The organism is Dehalogenimonas sp. NIT-SK1, assembly GCF_055384165.1.
In genome coordinates, this window is record NZ_AP042352.1 from 1 (window position 1) to 18,747 (window position 18,747).

General features: G+C 52.4%; 21 protein-coding genes. 9 read left to right on the top strand and 12 right to left on the bottom strand.

Annotated elements, in window-relative coordinates; all coding sequences use genetic code 11:
- Positions 1-70 precede the first annotated feature (70 nt).
- Positions 71-1,435 carry a chromosomal replication initiator protein DnaA gene (gene dnaA, locus ACZ48S_RS00005; protein ID WP_464212818.1) on the bottom strand — a complete coding sequence of 455 codons (1,365 nt, stop codon included), beginning with the start codon at positions 1,433-1,435 and terminating at the stop codon, positions 71-73.
- Between the two features lie 308 nt (positions 1,436-1,743).
- On the opposite strand from dnaA, the gene fmt reads away from it, so the two are divergent.
- Both fmt and ACZ48S_RS00015 read left to right on the top strand, forming a co-directional pair.
- The gene (gene fmt / locus ACZ48S_RS00010; RefSeq protein ID WP_464212820.1) at positions 1,744-2,688 is read left to right on the top strand and encodes a methionyl-tRNA formyltransferase; all 945 of its coding nucleotides are present in this window, start codon (positions 1,744-1,746) and stop codon (positions 2,686-2,688) included.
- A 9-nt stretch (positions 2,689-2,697) separates the two neighbouring features.
- Positions 2,698-3,045: a PAS domain-containing protein gene (locus tag ACZ48S_RS00015; protein ID WP_464212822.1), complete on the top strand. Its 348-nt coding sequence runs from the start codon at positions 2,698-2,700 to the stop codon at positions 3,043-3,045.
- Here ACZ48S_RS00015 and ACZ48S_RS00020 read toward each other — a convergent pair whose 3' ends face one another.
- On the bottom strand, positions 3,046-3,714 hold the full coding sequence (locus tag ACZ48S_RS00020) for an endonuclease (protein ID WP_464212824.1): 669 nt from the start codon (positions 3,712-3,714) through the stop codon (positions 3,046-3,048). It abuts the gene before it with no gap.
- Positions 3,684-4,154: a tRNA (N6-threonylcarbamoyladenosine(37)-N6)-methyltransferase TrmO gene (gene tsaA, locus ACZ48S_RS00025; protein ID WP_464212826.1), complete on the bottom strand. Its 471-nt coding sequence runs from the start codon at positions 4,152-4,154 to the stop codon at positions 3,684-3,686. The genes ACZ48S_RS00020 and tsaA overlap by 31 nt, the downstream gene beginning before the upstream one ends.
- A gap of 115 nt (positions 4,155-4,269) precedes the next feature.
- Between tsaA and ACZ48S_RS00030 the strand changes: the two genes are divergently transcribed.
- Positions 4,270-4,680 (top strand): Fur family transcriptional regulator, encoded by a 411-nt coding sequence (locus ACZ48S_RS00030; protein WP_464212828.1) that lies wholly within the window; start codon positions 4,270-4,272, stop codon positions 4,678-4,680.
- A 69-nt stretch (positions 4,681-4,749) separates the two neighbouring features.
- Positions 4,750-5,343 (top strand): nitroreductase family protein, encoded by a 594-nt coding sequence (locus ACZ48S_RS00035; protein WP_464212830.1) that lies wholly within the window; start codon positions 4,750-4,752, stop codon positions 5,341-5,343.
- Here ACZ48S_RS00035 and nadD read toward each other — a convergent pair.
- The 5 genes from nadD to ACZ48S_RS00060 form a co-directional block, all read right to left on the bottom strand.
- Positions 5,328-5,933 carry a nicotinate-nucleotide adenylyltransferase gene (nadD, locus tag ACZ48S_RS00040; protein WP_464212832.1) on the bottom strand — a complete coding sequence of 202 codons (606 nt, stop codon included), beginning with the start codon at positions 5,931-5,933 and terminating at the stop codon, positions 5,328-5,330. The genes ACZ48S_RS00035 and nadD overlap by 16 nt on opposite strands.
- Positions 5,927-7,180, bottom strand: coding sequence for a GTPase ObgE (gene obgE, locus ACZ48S_RS00045; protein WP_464212834.1), 1,254 nt, complete (start codon positions 7,178-7,180; stop codon positions 5,927-5,929). Before obgE ends, nadD begins: the two co-directional genes overlap by 7 nt.
- A gap of 532 nt (positions 7,181-7,712) precedes the next feature.
- Complete coding sequence (locus ACZ48S_RS00050; protein WP_464212836.1) at positions 7,713-8,405, bottom strand: zinc metallopeptidase; 693 nt, start codon at positions 8,403-8,405, stop codon at positions 7,713-7,715.
- Positions 8,406-8,584: 179 nt separating this feature from the next.
- Positions 8,585-10,435, bottom strand: coding sequence for a TIGR03960 family B12-binding radical SAM protein (locus ACZ48S_RS00055; RefSeq protein WP_464212838.1), 1,851 nt, complete (start codon positions 10,433-10,435; stop codon positions 8,585-8,587).
- Between the two features lie 14 nt (positions 10,436-10,449).
- Complete coding sequence (locus ACZ48S_RS00060; RefSeq protein WP_464212840.1) at positions 10,450-11,280, bottom strand: MBL fold metallo-hydrolase; 831 nt, start codon at positions 11,278-11,280, stop codon at positions 10,450-10,452.
- Positions 11,281-11,375: 95 nt separating this feature from the next.
- Between ACZ48S_RS00060 and ACZ48S_RS00065 the strand changes: the two genes are divergently transcribed.
- Entirely contained in the window at positions 11,376-12,122 is a 747-nt protein-coding gene (locus tag ACZ48S_RS00065) for a hypothetical protein (RefSeq protein WP_464212842.1), read from the top strand.
- Between the two features lies 1 nt (position 12,123).
- On the opposite strand, the gene ACZ48S_RS00070 is transcribed toward ACZ48S_RS00065, so the two are convergent.
- The 4 genes from ACZ48S_RS00070 to recA form a co-directional block, all read right to left on the bottom strand.
- The gene (locus tag ACZ48S_RS00070) at positions 12,124-13,368 is read right to left on the bottom strand and encodes a homocitrate synthase/isopropylmalate synthase family protein (protein WP_464212844.1); all 1,245 of its coding nucleotides are present in this window, start codon (positions 13,366-13,368) and stop codon (positions 12,124-12,126) included.
- A 175-nt stretch (positions 13,369-13,543) separates the two neighbouring features.
- Positions 13,544-15,082 (bottom strand): ribonuclease Y, encoded by a 1,539-nt coding sequence (rny, locus tag ACZ48S_RS00075; protein WP_464212846.1) that lies wholly within the window; start codon positions 15,080-15,082, stop codon positions 13,544-13,546.
- A 75-nt stretch (positions 15,083-15,157) separates the two neighbouring features.
- Positions 15,158-15,736, bottom strand: coding sequence for a regulatory protein RecX (locus tag ACZ48S_RS00080; protein ID WP_464212848.1), 579 nt, complete (start codon positions 15,734-15,736; stop codon positions 15,158-15,160).
- A 43-nt stretch (positions 15,737-15,779) separates the two neighbouring features.
- The gene (recA, locus tag ACZ48S_RS00085; protein ID WP_464212850.1) at positions 15,780-16,799 is read right to left on the bottom strand and encodes a recombinase RecA; all 1,020 of its coding nucleotides are present in this window, start codon (positions 16,797-16,799) and stop codon (positions 15,780-15,782) included.
- A 260-nt stretch (positions 16,800-17,059) separates the two neighbouring features.
- Here recA and tatA point away from each other — a divergent pair, with 260 nt between their 5' ends.
- Genes tatA through tatC form a run of 4 tightly spaced genes read left to right on the top strand, consistent with a single transcriptional unit; the run spans position 17,060 to position 18,711 of the window.
- A complete protein-coding gene (gene tatA, locus ACZ48S_RS00090) occupies positions 17,060-17,323 on the top strand; it encodes a twin-arginine translocase TatA/TatE family subunit (RefSeq protein WP_464212852.1) in 264 nt (87 codons plus the stop codon).
- A 56-nt stretch (positions 17,324-17,379) separates the two neighbouring features.
- Positions 17,380-17,622: a twin-arginine translocase TatA/TatE family subunit gene (locus ACZ48S_RS00095; protein WP_464212855.1), complete on the top strand. Its 243-nt coding sequence runs from the start codon at positions 17,380-17,382 to the stop codon at positions 17,620-17,622.
- A 43-nt stretch (positions 17,623-17,665) separates the two neighbouring features.
- A complete protein-coding gene (locus tag ACZ48S_RS00100) occupies positions 17,666-17,941 on the top strand; it encodes a twin-arginine translocase TatA/TatE family subunit (RefSeq protein WP_464212857.1) in 276 nt (91 codons plus the stop codon).
- A gap of 29 nt (positions 17,942-17,970) precedes the next feature.
- The gene (tatC, locus tag ACZ48S_RS00105) at positions 17,971-18,711 is read left to right on the top strand and encodes a twin-arginine translocase subunit TatC (RefSeq protein WP_464212859.1); all 741 of its coding nucleotides are present in this window, start codon (positions 17,971-17,973) and stop codon (positions 18,709-18,711) included.
- Positions 18,712-18,747: the final 36 nt, after the last annotated feature.

The following is an 18,747-nucleotide window of genomic DNA, read 5'->3' on the forward strand; positions in this document are numbered from 1 at the left end:
ACCAGTACAGTGATAAATTAAGAGGGGCAAAAATGCCCCTCTTTTTGTTTTAACCCCGCATCGGGTGTTCTCAGCGGTCCAGGCTCTTCTGGTCCAGTCGTCGTTCAATCTCCAGGATTTTACGTTTAAGCAGGGGATTATATTCCAGTTCCCGGCTGATCTTGTCACAGGCATGGCTAACCGTAGCCGCGGTCCTGTCACCGGTAAACCGCCCGATCTCACCCAGTGACCATAGATTCTGGGTTTTAAGCACATACATGGCTACCTGCCTGGCGGTGGAGGTTTCTTTATCCCGTCGACGGCCTAACAGGTCCTCGGCACCAACCCCGAAGCACTCAGCCACTGTACCCAGCAGCAGCTGCGGAGACGAAGGCTCATTTTTCTCCGGCTCGGCGGCGATATTTTTCAGCGCGCGGCGGGCCAGGTCCGGGGTAACAGCAGAACGCAGCAGACGCGAATAGGCCAGCACACGATTCAAATTGCCTTCAAGCTCCCGGATATTGCGGATAACCTCAGACGCCAGGTAATCCAAAACATCAGGGGTGATCTCAGCCCCGGCCTCTTCAGCCCGATTCTTCAGAATGGCCAGGCGCATTTTTTCATCCGGTGGCGCGATTTCAGTAGTCAGCCCCCACTCGAAACGGGAGCGAAGCCGGTCTTCCAGTTTAGCAATCTCACGGGGCGGCGAATCAGCGGAAAGTACGATCTGCTTGCTGGAATTGTGCAGTTCGTTAAAAGTATGAAAAAAGGTTTCTTCGGTCTGGGATTTTCCGGCAATGAACTGGACATCATCGATTAGCAGCAGGTCAACGCTGCGGTACATATCCCGAAATTCATCAGCCCGCCGTTCCTTAATGGCCGCGACAAATTCCGAGGTAAACTGTTCACCGGAAACATAACGCACCTTTTTTCCGGCCTGCATCGCCGTCTGTCCGATAGCCTGAAGGAGATGCGTCTTGCCCAAACCGCTCGGGCCATGGACGAAAAGAGGATTATAGCCTTCTCCCGGTTTCTGGGCGGCGGAGAGCGCGGCAGCGTGAGCCAGGCGGTTGGCGTTGCCGACGACAAAAGCGTCAAAACCATACCGGGGATTAAAACGGCAGCTTTCACCGCGGGTTGTTGAATAAGTTTGCGTACCGCGGGCGGCACCGGATTTCTTACCATTGCCGGTCACCTGAAAAACCACCTGCACCGAAGACTTTCCGGTGAGCTTTATGAGCGTTTTCTCTATCAGTGAGCGCTGGTTGCGATCCAGGTACTCGGCGATAAAGGTATTGGGAACACCGATAACAAAACTGCCGCCCTGGTATTCCAACCCGGTGGTGCCGGCATACCAGGTATTAAAATTAGGACGGCTGACAGAACATTCCAGTTCTCCCAGCGCCGTTTCCCAGATGGCTGCGGCATCGTAATTTAAAGCTGCTTCTTGTGACAAACGTAATCTCTTTCAAATAAAGGCAATTTGCGCGGGTGCCGGGAAACAAGCAACACTTCACCCCGGCCAATGCTTTACAGGATATGTTTCCAGCTCGTTTGATACGCCGTGAAAACCTTATTCATAGTACCAGTCCGCCTATATCCGTAGCAAGCGCCGATATCCTTTATTCCACCGTGTAAGCACGCTGAAATACTCTTTCAAACTCCCTCTAGCTTACTGATTTGCCCTGTGACATATTGCGTAAAGCTGTTGAGTAAAAAAATACCAGGTGATACAATCGCCAATAGGAAAATGGTACTGTATAAATGAAAATAGTATTCATGGGAACCCCGGATTTCGCCGCCAGGGTGCTTCAGGAACTGGTCGAAAGCGATTGTGAAATTGCCGCCGTCTATACCCGCCCCGACGCCCCGTCCGGAAGGGGTCGCTTGACCGGCTTTTCACCGGTCAAACAATTGGCGCAGCAGCACCAGCTGAGAACAGTACAGCCAAAATCACTCCGTACCAGCCAAATCCAGGATGAACTGAAGTCGCTGGCGCCGGATATTATTATTGTGGCCGCTTATGGATTAATACTGCCCCAGGCTGTGCTGAATATGCCCCGGCTGGGCTGTGTGAATATTCACGCTTCACTGTTGCCGCGTCACCGGGGTGCCGCCCCGGTGGCCGCGGCCATCGCCGCCGGAGACCGTTTCAGCGGCATCAGCCTGATGCTCATAGACTCCGGCATTGACACCGGGGCTGTGTATTCCCGTCACGCCGTTCCCGTGTTTGACTACGACACCACCGGCAGCCTGACCGGAAAATTGGCTTTAATAGGCAGCATGGCGCTGCTGGACCTGCTGCCGGAACTTGAGCGCGGCAATATCAGGCCCTTCCCCCAACCGGAGTCAGGGTATGAAGTTACCTACGCCCCAATGATGAACAAGTCTGCCGGATGCATTGACTGGGCGCAGCCGGCACCGGTCATCTGGCGCCGGGTCAGGGCGTTTCAGCCCTGGCCCGGGGCTTTCTCCACCTGGAAAGGCAAAAACCTCAAACTGCTCCTTACTATCCCCCTGGAAATGGCCACCGCGGCTGAACCAGGAACCGTGGTGGAGCTGCCGCCAGGCTCGGCGGCTGAAGTCGGTGTGGTCACTGGCAGCGGAGTCCTGGGCCTGATTGCATTGCAGCTTGAGGGCAAGAGGCCAGCCACGGCGGCGGATTTTCGCCGCGGCCAGCGTGATTTCATCGGAGATATACTGGGTTAAGGAGGCAAGATGCTGGAAGAACTGGAAACCGGCACCATTGAGTCAATGCTGGATGCCCTGCCGATTGACCTGACCTTCATGGACGCGGAAAACAAAATCCGTTACTTCAACAGCTACCGGCTTTTCCGACGTCCCCCGGAGATCATCGGTCAGGACATACACCAGTGCCATAGTGAAGCCAGCTTCCCGGCTATTGACCGGATGGTTGCCGACTTCCGGTCCGGTGTCAGTGATTCAGCGGAGCACGTCATAGAAAAAGGAGACGGCAGAAAATGGAAAGTCCGCTATATTGCCGTCCGCAGCCCATCACAAGATTACCTGGGGCTGGTGGAGATGGTCACTGAGCTGGAAAGCTGATCAAGTTTCCGCTGCGTAACGGCATTCGGCCTCAAAGAGGCATTCATTGCACAGCGGCACTTTGCGGCAAAACTCCTTGGCATGACGCACTATGAGCGCGTGGTATTCATTGAACAAAGGAACCTCAGCCGGCAAACAGGCAGAAAACATTTCCTGCCAATCCGAGTAGGTATCCCGGACCGGGGCAATGCCCAGGCGGCTGAAAACACGCCGGGTATAGGCGTCGATGACAAACACCGGACGTTCCAGGGCGTAGGGCAGTATGGAATCAGCAGTTTCCGGCCCAATACCATGCACCTGCAGTAATTCCCGGCGCAGGCATGCCGTATCTCGGGTATCAAAGGCGGTCAGCTCATCATTGTACCGACCCAACCAATCCGCCAGGGCACATAGCTTGTAGGCCTTGGCATTGAAATAACCGGAAGGATAAACTAGCCGGGCCAGTTCCGCAATCTCCATGCGCCGCAGCGGTTCCGGACTCAATGCCCCGGCGCTTTTCAGATTAGAAATGGCTTTTTCTACATTAACCCAGGCAGCGGACTGGGTTAAAACGGCCCCGACCATCATTTCAAACTTCGTTTCCGCCGGCCACCATCGCTGTGGACTATACCGGGTCAGCAGCCGTTGATAAATGGAGTTCAAACTGAACGCTGATGTCTGGTTGCCCATTCAGGCGCGGCCGCTCCTTCCACAGGTGAATCATAACCGGGAATAAACGGCTTGATGTCCAGCACCGGCGTTCCGTCAATAGCGTCTAGGCCTTGCACCGTTAAGATGTTATCCTGCCGTTCCAGCAGTTTTACCGTAGCCCTTCCAATAGAATTGGGACGATATGGACTGCGGGAACTAAAAACACCCACCGGGGGAAGCTCCCGGCGACCACGGGGATATACTTTAAGCGCCATCTTTGCCTCATCAACAGCCTGATGCATCCACCAGCAAACCATGATATGGGAAAATTCGTTCAATCCGTCCAGCCCCTCAGAGAAACGCTGGTCAACCTCTATCCGGGAAATAACCGGACGCCAGTCAAACCCGTCAGCCGGTTTTTCGATAACGGGGCTCAGCACCCGGCCGATTGGTTTCAATTCCATTTTCAATAGTTTCATGTGAAACTCCGCGGTATTTTGTTTTGATTAAGCATACCAGTTAACGCCTAACCAATAAAGACTTTTGACACCGGTAAACTCTAGTGCCATAATCATTGCGAAAAGTCGCAATTAAATGAGCTGCAGCAAGATATTAAAGGAAAAAGGATACCGCCTGACGCCACAGCGCCGGATTATTCTTGACATCCTGCACCAGGGTGGAAGCCATCTCTCTGCCGATGCCATATACGAACAGGTCAGAGGCAAGATAAGCGGCGTCAACCGCTCAACCGTGTACCGCACGCTGGAGCTGATGGAGAGCCTCGGGCTGGTGGTCAAGGCCGAAACGCACGGGGCGCATGTATATCACCACTCGGAGGAAGGCCACCATCACCACCTCAAATGCCGCCGCTGCGGACAGGTGATTAATCTGCCGGAGGAAGCTCTGTCTTCGCTGCGCCGAACGCTGCTGGAACAGCAGGAATTTGATGCCGATCTCAACCACCTGGTCATCCGCGGCCTTTGCCGCTCCTGCCGCGCCAAGTAATTAGATACTCCCCCGCAATTCTGAATCAATTTAGCGCCGGATCTACAGTTCAGATATACTGGTAAATATATGGTATTAATTGACCTCATCAAACAACGGAAAAGCTGCCGTAAATTTGACCCGAACCGGCCGGTTGACGCCGAACTCATCCGCCGATGCCTTGACGCCGCCAGGGATGCCCCGTCAGCCTGTAACTCCCAGCCATGGCATTTTATCGTCATTGATGACGATGCCATTCGCCGAAAAATTTGCGACCAGGCGCTGTGCACCGGATTATACCGGATGAACGCCTTCTGCCGCGATGCCCCGGTTCTCATTGCCATAGTCTCGGAGAAAATGCGCTTCTGGGCTACGGTCGGTTCACAGACGCGGGATACCCGTTATTATCTGATTGACATCGGCATAGCCGGCGAGCACTTTGTCCTGCAGGCAGAAGAATCAGGCCTGGCCAGCTGCTGGCTGGGCTGGTTTGATGAAAAAGCGTTAAAAAAGATACTGGGAGTACCCCGCGGCAAGCGGATTGACGTGATGCTGGCGGTGGGTTATGCCGCTGCCGGCTGGGAAGGCAAACCACATCCCCGCAAGTCTATAAAGCAGATGTCATCAGTGAACGGATACAATCCGGGCGAAGATGATGAAAATATCGGTCAACCATCAAGATAAAGACCGTTGCGCCGGATATAGGCCGCTACCGGCTGCGGCACCAAGTCTTCAATCGGCAGTCCTCTTTTTACCCTCAGGCGTATATCAGATGCTGAAATATCGACTCGCGGACCGGGCATGATTACCGTCTTTGAACTGATGCCGGGCAGGACCGCTTCTATTTGCGGCATTTCCGGCCGGACAAAACCAGCCCTGGGGGCTGCGGCCAGACCGGCAGCGGCGATAATGCGTTCCGGCTTGTGCCAGGAAGGCAAGGCCTTCAGGTTATCCCAACCCAGAATAAAATAAAGCTCATCATCGGGATATATTTTTTTCAGTTCTTCAAGGGTTTCCCAGGTATATGATGGACCCGGGCGCTTAATTTCAATATCACTGAGGCTGAAATAAGGACACCCTTGGATAGCCAGTCTCGCCATTTCCCGGCGGTGCTTCGCCGGACTCACCGGCAGCGACGCTTTAGCCCAGGGCTGCCCGGCGGGAATAAAAATTACTTTCGCAAGGTTAAGATAGAGGCGGGTTTGCTCAGCCAGCATTAAATGCCCGTTATGCGGCGGGTCGAAAGTGCCGCCCAATATTCCCAGTTTCACCAATAGAACTCCGTTTCACCAATGTAAAAACGATCCCCTGGTTTAAGTTTAGCCGCCTTGAGCGCCTTGCTTACACCCCAGCGCCACAATTGACCGAATAACTGTCGCTTAACTTCCGGGTCATTAGTTTCCGAACCGGCCACCAGCCTTTCAAACTCATCCGACCGGACGTGCCAGCCGTCATCTTCAAATTCCACAACCACGCCGGGCTTTTCAGGTTCCGGTCGGAAAACCTTGATCCCCGCTTCGGAATCACGCTCGGCCAAATCCTGGGCCTGAAGCAGGCGGTCAACCTCAGTCATGAGTTTTTCAACACCTTGCCCGGTTGCCGCTGAAACAAAGCATACCGACAAACCTGATTCCTTAAAAGCCTGCTTGAATTCTGATATTCTGCCACTGACGGCTTCAATATCAATTTTGTTAATCACCACAACCTGGGGCTTCTGACCCAGCAACGGGTCATACAGCGATAATTCGGTGTTAATCTTGACCATGTCATTGAGCGGCTTTTCCGTCGAACCGTCTATCAAATGCAGCAGCACCCTGGTCCGGGCAACATGGCGTAAAAACTGATGTCCCAAGCCTTTACCCAGATGGGCGTCTTCAATTAAGCCGGGCACATCCGCCACGATCCATCTGCGCCCACCAGACTCAATTACCCCGAGCGAAGGCTCCAGGGTAGTAAAAGGGTAATCACCGATTTTGGGTTTGGCGGCGGTAGCAGCTTTGAGCAGGGATGATTTTCCCGCGTTAGGCAGGCCTATAATACCGACATCGGCAATAAGTTTAAGTTCCAGGGTCAATATGCGTTTTTCGCCCGAAACCCCCGTCTGGGCCAGTTTCGGCACCTGGTTGGTGGAAGAGGCAAAGTGCTGATTACCCAGACCTCCTTTGCCACCGTGGGCGGCCACAACCCTATCCTTGTGTTCATTCAAGTCGGCGATAATTTCCCCGGTTTCCTTATCCTTTACCACCGTACCGACCGGAACTTTTACCACGACATCCGCCCCGCTTTTACCGGTTGAACGATGACCGGAGCCATTGGCTCCGTTGCCGGCTTTAAAATGCCTCTGGTGCCGATATTTGACCAGGCTGCCGGTATTTTTATCGGCTTCCAGGATTACATTGCCGCCCCGGCCGCCGTCACCACCATCAGGCCCTCCCCGCGGTACAAATTTTTCTCTCCGGAAACTTACGGCGCCTCTGCCGCCACGCCCACTTTGAATTTCTATTTCCGCTTGATCTATCAAGTTGAAGACTCCTCAGTGTGTTTGTATAACTAGTGGTATTAAAAAGATTTAACTCAGTATATCAAATTAGTAATTCTTTAACAGTTATATTAATAGGTTAAGGAGCGATTTACCTTTGAGATAATAATTATTGCTGATTGACGGCTATGGCACTGCCGGTCTTTATCGAAAACCAGTGTTACTTATCAAAAATATGTCTAATACATGTTTGAATTTACTACCTGTTTATTAAAAGATAAGCTTCTTTATGAAATTTTTGCTGATGAGCAACCATCCGCTTTCGGTTAGATACCGGGTCAAATAAGGGAAAACACCAGGAAAGATGTTTGTTCATAAACAGTTTAGGCAAGGCGCGGATTGGCCTGATGTGATGCCGTGACTGCCTTTTATATTACCGTCCGGGTTATCAAAAGACTTTTAGACGGTTTTTGATGGAAGATAGATTGATTTTCAATAGTTGGAAATATTCAACGACCTGGACAAAACAGCATCAGGCGAATGTCCAGGTCGTTCACTTAATTGGTTTGATTGTTTAACGCCTTCCGCCGGTCAGCAGCAGTATAAAGTACAGCAGCTGCATTACCGCCTGCAGCATGGCGGCAACATAGGTCAAAGCCGCTGCTGAAAGAACAGCGGAAGCTCCCTGCATTTCCGAAACGGAAGCCAGTCCGGTTGAACGCAGCATAGTTCTAGCCCGGGTTGAGGCATTAAACTCCACCGGCAGCGTGATTACGGTAAAGACCACCGCGGCACCGAATAAAGCCACTCCGGCCCAGGCAACCTCCAGACCGAAGGCTGCCCCAAAGCTGTAAAGCAGAAAACCGCCGATGACCAGGATAAAACCAAAATTGGAACCCAGGTTGGCCACCGGATACATGGCGTTCCTTATTTTCAACGGACCGTAGGCGGTGGCATGCTGCACTGCATGTCCGACTTCATGAGCTACGATGCCCAGTGAGGCAACAGAAGCCTTATTGGCAACGTCCGGTGAGAGCCGGAGGACTCGACCGCGGGGGTCATAATGATCGGATAGCTTGCCTTTGGACATTTCCACCTGGACATCTTGCAGATTGTGCTGGTCCAGCAGCCAGCGAGCCGCGGCCAGACCGTTCATACCACGGTCATTGGTTATTTTGCTGTATTTGCCAAAGGTAGATGAAACCCGCCACTGGGCGTAGAGCATCAGAAGCAGCGGGGGAATTATAAAGGCTAAATATAGGCCCATTAAAACCTCCTGTTAGACATAACGACACAAATATTATAACAAATTTATAGCGGGCGCTCAATCAGAGAAAAGCCATTCCTGTTAAGGTTCAGCTTCTGTCTAGGCGTTGTCCAGGGGTTGCTAAACCTGGTTTTGGTGGCTGGCGGCGGTCAATGTCCGGAGCAAGGAGCAAAGCGGTTTCATTTTACAGATGCCCGGCTGTTAAAAGATTGTTCACACTCGCTGACTATTTTGTGCAGTCCGCAGCCGAGACAATCTCCGTCATGGCAGTCACCGCCAGCCTCCCCTTCCATGGCAAGCCGGTATTGGTGTTTAAGATAATTAACGCTGACTCCGCTCTCGATATGCGACCAGGGCAGTATTTCATTCAGCGGGCGTTGACGGCGGGCGTAGAATGATGGGTCAATACCGATTTCTTCAAACGCCGCTTTCCAGCGCTGCCAGTTGAACAGTTCTGTCCAGCCATCAAGAACACTGCCGCGTCGCCAGGATTCGTAGATTACTCTGGACAATCGGCGGTCGCCGCGGGACAATACGGCTTCCAGCAGACTCATCCTGGCGTCACTCCAGGACAGCCTGATGCCCTTGCTTTTTATCCGGTCCATCAGATGGCTCTGCTTGGCGTTAATGGTTTCTTCATCATCCTGAGCCATCCATTGGAAAGGCGTATGAGCCTTGGGTATGAAAGTTGCCAGGCTTACCCGCAGCTGCGGACGGCGGCCAGGTGCTCCCCGACCGAGATTATAAACCTTGTGCAGGGTATCAGCCATGGCCGAGAGGTCTTCAGTTGTTTCGGTTGGCAGACCAAGCATGTAATACAGTTTCAAGGTCGTCCAGCCGCGCGAAAAAGCGGCAGAGGCTGTCTCCAACAGCCTGTCTTCCGGTATAACTTTATTGATTACTTTGCCTAGTCTTTCACTGGCAGCTTCCGGAGCCAGGGTTAAGCCGCTGCGGCGCCTGTCAGGTAGTTTGCCGACCAGTTTTACCGACCCGGGGGTAATCCGCAGACTGGGTAGTGAGATAGCAATGTGTTTACCCCTGTACCGGTCGGTTAGGTTTTCGATCAAATCTTCGATGCCCTCATAATCAGAAGTTGAAAGTGAAAGCAGTGAAATTTCATCATATCCGCAATTGGCTATGATGGCGTCAGCTGCTTCCAGTATCTCCCGCGGGCTGCGCTGGCGCTTAGGCCTATACACTACCCCGGCGTGACAGAAGCGGCAGCCCCGGACGCAGCCCCTTGATATTTCAATTACTCCCCGGTCCTGCACCGCTTCCAGGAAGGGTACCACCGGTTTGGTTATTGGAGGCGGCAGCTTTTCGATGATCCGCCTTTTGACTTTATCCGGTGCTGCCGGATTGACGGGCGCAATGGCGCTGAGTGTGCCGTCTTCACAGTAGTCAATTTCATAAAATGAAGGTATGTAGATTCCGGTCACGGCTGCCAGTTTCTCCAGCAGCCCTTTTTTGCCGCCGCGCCTATTTGATAATTGCCATTTACGGTAGATGTCCAGGAAATCGCTGATGGATTCTTCGGTATCGCCGATGAAAAGGACGTCAAAGAAATCAGCCATCGGTTCAGCGTTGAAGGTGGAGGTGCCGCCTCCGATGACCAGCGGACTGTTTTCATCACGGAGTCGTGCCCATACCGGTATACCAGCCAGGTCCAGCATTTCCAGTACGGTAGGATAGGACAGTTCGCCCTCAAGAGAAAAACCTAAAATATCAAAATCAATGATCGGCCGCTGGTTTTCCAGCGACAGCAGTCTCAGTTTATGGCGCCTGATTGCCTCAGCCATGTCCGTCCAGGGCATATAGGTGCGTTCCGCCAGGGCGTCGGAGCGGCGGTTAATGATGTCATAAAGCACGGGGATGGCCAGATTGGCCATGGCCACTTCATAGATATCGGGGAAGGCCAGGGCCACCCTTATCGGTGTCTGTTCAAAATCCTTGCTTATTGAGTTCCATTCGCCGCCGGTGTAGCGGGCGGGTTTTTGTACGCTGCTAAGGATACTGTCAGGATAGGCCAATATTAAGTCCTCTTTTACGCTGAGTTTTGCTGCCCGGGATTATTGGCGGCATCCGTCGCCGTCCGGTTATCCAGTTCGGCCATCCGAAAAACCATGCCATCCCTGGCGGCGGTTACCGGGACGCCGGTGCGGGCGGCTATATCAGCGGCGGCAACCTGCGGGCTGGCTCGCCAGACGTTCATGCCAAAGTGAGTCAGAATAGCCGCCTTTGGTTTTACTTCCCCGATTATGCTCCCGGCGTCGGCCATGGTCAGGTGATCTACGTAAGGCCTGGGCTCGGTCAATACTACATTTATGATAAGCAGATCGGCCCGATAAACTTGGGATAGTTTATCAAAATAACGGGTATCGGTGATATAGGCCACAGATCTTCCGTTGGCTCTAAAAATAATGCCGTAAGTTTCTACCGGGTGAAGGTGGCGCAATGGGGTCTCGAATTTCAGGCCATCCAAATCATACTGTCCGCCCTCTTCCAGGGTTACTTTTTCCGTCAGGAATTTATCCAGGTAGGAGTATATAACCGGTTCCGGCCCGAAAGCGTCGGCGGGTGCGAAAAAGCGTCCCTTGCCGCGAAAACCGCCGCCGGTCATGGCTTCAATCATAATGTTGGTATCACCGGAATGGTCCAGGTGCCGGTGCGACAGGATGACCGCATCGAGGGTTTCCGCTGGCAGCTTTCGTTTGTTGACCTGTACAATGCAGCCCGGTCCCGGGTCAACCAGCAGGTTTTTGCCGGCCAGCGAAAGCCACATTCCGCCTGAGGCCAGTACCTGGCGGGCTACCATGATACGGGCACCCCCGGTACCCAGGAAAATTATTGAATCATTATTAGCTTCTGCTGACATAACCGTTTCAGTATAACTATATTTTCTGTGTAACGCTATTCAACATTTTTCGTCCATGGTAGTATATTAAGACAATTCAACCGGAAGGACCGTTAATGAAGGAACGCCGATTCATCCTGATAGCCGGTGCCGCAGCCCTGGCTTTGTCCGGCCTGCTTTACGGTGTGCATTATGCCGTATTCGCCGACGCGCATCACATATTCATCTTTGCCCTTCATGATCTGGCCTTCCTGCCGCTGGAAGTTTTCCTTGTAGTGGTAGTAATCGAACGTCTGCTGGCCCAGCGGGACAAGAAAGCGCTGAATTCCAAACTCAACATGGTGGTCGGCTCCTTTTTCATGGCCGTCGGTAACCGTCTGATGAGTGAGCTTTTGACAGATTTCCGCGAGCGGGAGACCTTCTACGAGCATTTCAAGATAAATGAGAATTGGCGAAAGGATGATTTTAACCGTGCCCGGGCCCAGGCGCTGCAGATAAGGCTGAACGTGAATTTTGACCACATAGACCTGGAGGGGATTAAGGCTTTTCTAGTTAAGCAGCGACCTTTTCTGATGACACTGATGGAAAACCCGAATTTACTGGAGCGGGAATCCTTCACTGATTTGTTATGGGCTATTACTCACCTGGCTGAAGAACTGGATGCCAGAAACGATTTATCAACGCTGCCGGAGGCAGACTTAAAGCATCTCAACGGCGACATAAACCGTTTCTATGACCGGCTGGTAGTGGAGTGGTTGAACTACGCTGAGCACTTGCAGAACAACTATCCCTATTTCTATTCCCTGCTTCTGCGAACCCATCCGTTCCAGCCGGCGCCTTCCGCCGTGGTCAGCAGAAATTGATTCAGGACTCCAGCGGGATCAGCGCCAGCAGCTTGCGGGCTATCTCCGGGTGCTGAGCGATAAACAGCAATTCTTCTTCAACCAGCGGCTTGTGCGAAAGCACATTGGCGTATCGCACCAGTTCCAGTACCTGCTGAGCTTCATCCCGGTCTTTGAAATGCCAGGCCATGCGGTCGCTCATAATGTGGGAGAAGCCTGAAATACCGGAATATTCGCCGGCACAAATTTCCCGGCCGGTTTCCAGCAGAATAGGTTCACCACGGCCCAGCTCTTCACAGCTGTAAAGCTCATAATTGTGAGGGTCTTTCAGGATGCCGTCGGCATGTATGCCGGACTCATGAGCAAAGGCATTGGCGCCGACCCCAGGCTGATTTATGGGGATGGGCACACCAAAGGCGTATTCAGCAAATTTGGCCACTTTCCAGCTCTTTGACAGGTCAATATCATTGCCCAGTTCGTATTTGCCGGCAAAGCTCTTGCTCTTTTTAATAGCCAGTACTGTGGCTATCAAGTCAGCGTTTCCCGCCCGTTCCCCGATACCGTTTAAAGTGGTATTAATATATGCGTCCTGTCCGCCGTCAATGACGCCACGAGCCCCGGCTACGGAATTGGCTACCGCCATTCCGAGGTCGCCGTGACAATGCAGCTCAATTGGGATGCCGATTCTTTCTGCCAGGGCTCGACCGGTTTCGTATATAGAGAATGGGTCATCATAACCCAGGGTATCACAGTAGCGTAATCTTACTGCGCTGTGGTTTTTAGCCGCCAAGCCGTATTCCACCAGGAAGTCAATGTCCGTTCTGGAGGCGTCTTCGGCGTTTACCCCGACACTTTCGGCCCCCAATTGGTAGGCGGCATCCACTGCCGCCGCCATCTCGGCCACCACATCCTGACGCGTTTTCTTGCCTTTAAATTTGCCATTTATCATCTGGTCTGAGGTTGAGATGGAAAGGTTGACGTGCTTGAGTTCCGGCACCATTTTAAAAGCCAGTTCCACGTCTGCGGTAATCGCCCGGAGCCAGCCTTCCAGTCGCAGCTGCCCCATGGCCCCTGTTTGGCTTAACTCCAGATTAGCTCTCAGGTAATTGGTTTCGTGCTTCGTGGTCGGGAAACCGAATTCTGACTGGTAAACACCCATCCCCGAAAGGTAATGGTTGACCATCGTTTTTTCCAGCTTGGACAAACCAAGCCGTGCTGTTTGCACGCCGTCCCGATTGGTAACGTCTATGATATAAATTTTAGGCACTTTTCACCTCTTTAATACTAAAATTACCTGCTATTGTTTGAAAGCACAACATTTCATAGTAGCACAAAAAAGCCCTGTTTCAAAAATGGGGATAATCGGTGAAGGTCGGTCAGGTGTTTAATGATGACCGGGATACTGGAAAGCTCCCGGTCATCATTATTGTTGGAAAGTTATTTTATCGCGCGTAGTCTGTTGCCCTTGTTTCCCGCAGTACGGTAACTTTTATCTGGCCCGGGTAATCCATGCCCTCTTCAATCTTTTTGACAATATCACGGGCCAGACGCATGGCGCCGAGGTCGTCTATTTCCTCCGGTTTGACCATAATGCGTATCTCCCGGCCGGCCTGAATGGCATAGGAACGCTCGACTCCGCCGAAGCTGTTGGCAATATCCTCGAGAGCCTTGAGCCGTTTGATATAACTTTCCAGTGATTCGCGGCGGGCACCCGGACGGGCGCTGGAGATAGCGTCGGCGGCGGAAACGATAAAGCCCCATATGGAAGTTTCAGGCAGGTCCAGGTGGTGTTCCGCTACTCCGCGGACTACGTCACTGGATTTATCCCACTGCTTGACCAGGTCAGCTCCGAGAGCGGCATGAGTTCCTTCAACTTCACGATCAACGGCTTTGCCGATATCATGCAGGAATCCAGCCCGCTTGGCGATATTCACATTGACTCCCAACTCAGTAGCCATCATGCCGGCCAGCTGAGCGACCTCCACGCAGTGCTGCAGCACGTTTTGTCCGTAACTGGTTCTGTATTTGAGCCGCCCCATCATTTTTATTAATTCCGGACGGAGTCCGTGTACTCCGGCGGCATAAGCTGCCTGCTCTCCCGCGGTCTGCATGGCGGCGTCAACTTCTTCCCTGGCTTTGGTGACTACTTCTTCAATACGCGCCGGGTGAATGCGGCCGTCAATGACCAGTTTGGATAAAGCCTGGCGGGCAATTTCTCTCCTGACCGGATCAAAACTGCTGACTGTAACCGCTTCCGGAGTGTCGTCAATGATGAGGTCAACTCCAGTGGCCTGTTCCAGGGCGCGGATGTTGCGGCCTTCACGGCCGATGAGCCTCCCCTTCATTTCGTCGCTGGGGATAGCCACCACGCTGACAGTGGTTTCGGCAACGATATCAGAAGCGCAGCGCTGAATGGCCTGGATGATAACATCGCGGGCCTTTTCGTCAGCTTCCTCCTTGATTTTCTGTTCCCACTGGCGGATCCGGCGGGAGGTTTCCTGCTGCATCTCAGACTCCACCATTTCCAGGAGATGCTCTTTGGCTTCCTGGGTGGTCAGACCGGCGACGGCCTCCAGTTTCTGCTGTTCCTGGCTGCGCAGGGTTTCGACTTTTTCAAACTCTTCTTCGATGGATTTTTCCCGGTTGAGCAGGGCTCGTTCACGCTGGTCCAGATTTTCCAGTTTGCGTTCCAGGGTTTCCACTTTCTGGGTAACCCGATTTTCCTGCTGGGCCAGTTCAGAGCGTCGTTCGCGCAGTTCCGACTCAGCGGTATGCCGCAGCTTTTCAGCTTCTTCACGGGCTTGCTGGGTAATATTCCTGGCTTCAATCCGTGATTCAGCGATAGTGTGGGAGGCTTTGCGCTGGGCTACTTTGAGCTGACGGGAAACCATGGTGCCCCGGGAGATGAATATTGCCATACCGCCGAAGATGGCGCCGATGACAAAACTAAAAAAGATAGCTAATACATTATCAAGACCCATTATATATAAAACCCCCGTTATTATTTTGATTGGCTGCCGGTACTTGGGGGTAGCCGGCTAATACTAAGATGTTATTTAATTAGTGTCAACTTCATCCAGCAGTTTTTCCGATTCCAGCCGCTTTAAAGTCTGGTCTATTATTTCCCAGTTGAAACCGCGGTGGCGTAAGAAGTCAGCCAGTTTACGCCGGGCTTCAGCCGGCGGCAGCTTGGTCAGTCGGCCGACCCGAGAAATCCCTGCCTTGTAGGCTGATTCAGCGTCATCCAGGCCAACGATCGCCTCCTCAGCTGTCTGCGCGGCAATACCCTTGGACCTGAGTTCAAGCCTGATGACACGGGAAGCGCGGGGGCTGCCGAAAGCCCGGCTGTCGCTCCAAGCTCTGGCAAAGGCCTCGTCATCCAGCAACCCCGATTCTTTCAACCGCCCGAGTATGCGTTCAATGGTGGCTGGCTCAAACTGTTTGTGCTTCAGCCGCTGTCGCATTTCAGCTTCGGAACGCGCCCTATGGGACAACAGCCTGACCGCGGCTTGATAACAGGCGGCATCCTGTTCCTTAACCGGCCGTTCATCCGTTGCCGGCGTTGATGTTTCCTTATATATATCTGCTGCGGCGCCTTCGGCAAGCGGCCTGGCGCCTGTTTGCCGTTTGGGCATGATTATATTTCCCCGACAAGTCCAAAAATTTGAGGGAGACTGCTTATTCAGCCTCGACTTCAATCCGACCGGGCCCGGCTGCTTCCCGAATGGCCTGTTCTATGGTTTCGGTTATCTCCGGGTTTTGGCGCAGGAAATTCCGGGCCGCTTCACGTCCCTGCCCCAGCCGGGTTTCCCCGTAGGAGAAGAAAGAGCCGGATTTTTTGATGACCTCGTTTTCCACTCCCAGGTCAATCAGGTTGCCTTCACGGGAAATACCGGAGTCAAACATGATGTCGAATTCCGCAACCCGGAACGGCGGTGCTACTTTGTTCTTGACTACCCGGGCTTTGACGTGGCTGCCGATGGCGGTATTGTTGGCTTTCAACGTTTCCATGCGGCGAAGGTCTATTCTGACTGAAGAATAAAACTTGAGCGCCCTCCCACCGGGGGTAACCTCCGGATTACCGAACATTATGCCCACCTTTTCGCGCAGCTGATTAATGAATATCACAGCGGTGCCGGTATTACCGATAGTTGCTGTCAGCTTGCGTAAAGCCTGGCTCATCAGGCGGGCCTGCAATCCAACGTGGGAATCCCCCATATCCCCGTCGAGTTCGGCTTTAGGCACCAGCGCCGCAACGCTGTCAATCACTACCAGGTCGGCGCCGCCGCTCCTGACCAGCTTTTCACAGATGTCCAGTGCTTCCTCGCCGGCATCCGGTTGGGCGATATAAAGCTCATCAAGATTAATACCGCAGATCTTGGCGTACTTGGGGTCGAAGGCGTGCTCTACATCTATATAGAAAGCCTTGCCACCCCTCTTCTGGCATTCAGCGATAATATGCTGGGCCAGAGTCGTTTTACCGGAGCCTTCCGGTCCGTAGATCTCGGTAACCCGACCGCGGGGTAAGCCGCCAACTCCCAGCGCCAGGTCCAGAGCCAGAGAACCGGAAGGAATTACCTCAACCGGTACTGTGGAAGCGGCATCTGATAACTTCATTATGGAGCCTTTGCCGAACTGTTTCTCAATCAAACCGACAGCTATCTCCAGGGCTTTCTGTCTTTCCGTATTCTTTTCCATTCGTTTTTCACCATCCCTGTTAAATGTTAAAGCTCTTTTTTATCATAACATACGGGGTGTTAATACACAAGTGTTCTAAATATAGATGTCCAAATCCCCGGTCCCGGTTTCCGCGAATTAGCAAACAAAATAATAGTTTGCTAATTTATGCCTGTTTTTACTGGTTTTATGTTTAGTACCAATTGACAAAGACGGCGTTGGCAGAGTATTATTATCCAATAGTTAGCAGAAATTACCTGCCCTAATTCAGGAGGTTGGAAATGCGTTTGGGACCAATGGAACTAGTTATCATCCTGGTTATTGTCCTGCTTATCTTCGGCGTCGGTAAATTGCCGCAGGTGGGTGAAGCCCTGGGCAAGGGTTTGAAATCTTTCCAAAAGGCTTCATCCGGTGAGGATGAAGAAAAGGAAGAAAAGAAAGAAGAGCCCAAGACGGAGCAGCCGGCTGAAGAGCCCAAAGCCGAGGTAGTTGAGGAAAAACCGGACACCCAGGCCCCGAAAGCCGATACTTCTGAAAAAACCTAGAAAAAACTTTCCCGCAGGTCGGACTGAAACTGCGGGGTGTTTCCCGAGGCGTTGTTATGAGGCTTGGACCAGTTGAAATAATACTGATAATAGTAATTATACTGTTGATTACCGGCGCTGCTTTTGTTCCGGCGCTGGGTAAAAATCTCGGCAAGGGCGTGCGGCAGCTGCGTCAGGCGGTCGGCGGGGATGACACTGATAAACCTGAGGTGGTATCCAAGCTGGAAGACGGGGAGATAGCTGAAGAGATAAACCGGCGCTCTCAAGAAGACAGCGGGACCGGAAAGAACCAAAGTTGAATTTTTGTAGTGTTGAATCATTGATTAAGATACAGGTGGCAAGATGAATTTATTCGGGATGGGAACATTTGAAATCGTCACGATTCTAGTTGTCGCCACGCTTATATTCGGTCCCAACCGGATTCCTGAATTTGCCAAAAAAGCTGGTGAGTTTCTGCGCGGTTTCCGCAAGGTTACTTCCGACATGACCAAGGAATTCACCAAGGCTGTTGACAGCAGTTCACCCAAGTCATCAAGCGCTGCCAAAACGGGCAAGTCCTCCGGCTCTACAAGCAGCAAGAACTTAGACAACTTCCTGAGCGGAAGCGGTAAAAAATAACAGGCAACTGGAAGGATCTATCGGATAAAATGACCGACGAAGAAGGACGTTTGCCCATCACCCAGCATTTCACCGAGATGCGGCAGCGCTTTCTCCGCTCTATTCTCGGTATTGTTGCCGGTACTGTCATCGCCATGTTTTTCGGTGACCAATTGGTTCTTCTTCTGCTTACCCCGGCGGGGGAACTGGCGGATAAAGTCCAGGCCATTGACGTTCTTGAGTATATCAGTGTCTATTTCCGGGTAGCCCTGACCGCCGGTTTTATTGTGGCCATGCCCTGGATTTTATACCAGTTTTTCGCCTTTTTGATGCCGGCTTTTACACCCAAAGAAAAGAAAGTTATTTTTACCGGCTTTCCTTTTATTGTCGGCCTGTTCCTGGCCGGAGTGGCCTTTGCCTATTTCCTGGCGCTGCCGGTTACCATGTACTTCCTGTTTGAGTTCGGCAGCGATGTGGTCAATGTAGCGCCTCGCATCAGCACTTATATTGACCTGGTGCTTCGGCTGCTGGTGGCCATTGGCCTGGCTTTTGAGATGCCCATTATACTCGGTGCTCTGTCCGTTGCCGGCATTGTTACTTCCAAGTGGCTGGCATCCAAGCGCAAGATATGGATTGTTCTGGCTTTTGTGCTTTCCGCCTTTATTACGCCTACGCTTGACCCGGTAACCCAATCACTGGTAGCTGCGCCGCTGATAGTTCTGTATGAAATCTCTATTTGGCTGACCCGCATCATCGGACGCCGCAAGACACCGGCGGTGGTCTCCCGGTGATTTGTAAGCCGCTGAATACCGGCATATAATAACGAA

Excerpts from the sequence above, each read along its gene's own strand:
- ACZ48S_RS00080 (WP_464212848.1), bottom strand. The coding sequence starts at position 15,736 with ATGCCCAAACGGCAAACAGGCGCCAGGCCGCTTGCCGAAGGCGCCGCA.
- ACZ48S_RS00035 (WP_464212830.1), top strand. The coding sequence starts at position 4,750 with ATGGTATTAATTGACCTCATCAAACAACGGAAAAGCTGCCGTAAATTT.
- ACZ48S_RS00100 (WP_464212857.1), top strand. The coding sequence starts at position 17,666 with ATGAATTTATTCGGGATGGGAACATTTGAAATCGTCACGATTCTAGTT.
- fmt (WP_464212820.1), top strand. The coding sequence starts at position 1,744 with ATGAAAATAGTATTCATGGGAACCCCGGATTTCGCCGCCAGGGTGCTT.
- ACZ48S_RS00050 (WP_464212836.1), bottom strand. The coding sequence starts at position 8,405 with ATGGGCCTATATTTAGCCTTTATAATTCCCCCGCTGCTTCTGATGCTC.
- ACZ48S_RS00020 (WP_464212824.1), bottom strand. The coding sequence starts at position 3,714 with ATGGGCAACCAGACATCAGCGTTCAGTTTGAACTCCATTTATCAACGG.
- tatC (WP_464212859.1), top strand. The coding sequence starts at position 17,971 with ATGACCGACGAAGAAGGACGTTTGCCCATCACCCAGCATTTCACCGAG.
- tsaA (WP_464212826.1), bottom strand. The coding sequence starts at position 4,154 with ATGAAACTATTGAAAATGGAATTGAAACCAATCGGCCGGGTGCTGAGC.
- ACZ48S_RS00030 (WP_464212828.1), top strand. The coding sequence starts at position 4,270 with ATGAGCTGCAGCAAGATATTAAAGGAAAAAGGATACCGCCTGACGCCA.
- ACZ48S_RS00060 (WP_464212840.1), bottom strand. The coding sequence starts at position 11,280 with ATGTCAGCAGAAGCTAATAATGATTCAATAATTTTCCTGGGTACCGGG.
- recA (WP_464212850.1), bottom strand. The coding sequence starts at position 16,799 with ATGGAAAAGAATACGGAAAGACAGAAAGCCCTGGAGATAGCTGTCGGT.
- ACZ48S_RS00065 (WP_464212842.1), top strand. The coding sequence starts at position 11,376 with ATGAAGGAACGCCGATTCATCCTGATAGCCGGTGCCGCAGCCCTGGCT.
- tatA (WP_464212852.1), top strand. The coding sequence starts at position 17,060 with ATGCGTTTGGGACCAATGGAACTAGTTATCATCCTGGTTATTGTCCTG.
- ACZ48S_RS00015 (WP_464212822.1), top strand. The coding sequence starts at position 2,698 with ATGCTGGAAGAACTGGAAACCGGCACCATTGAGTCAATGCTGGATGCC.
- ACZ48S_RS00095 (WP_464212855.1), top strand. The coding sequence starts at position 17,380 with ATGAGGCTTGGACCAGTTGAAATAATACTGATAATAGTAATTATACTG.
- rny (WP_464212846.1), bottom strand. The coding sequence starts at position 15,082 with ATGGGTCTTGATAATGTATTAGCTATCTTTTTTAGTTTTGTCATCGGC.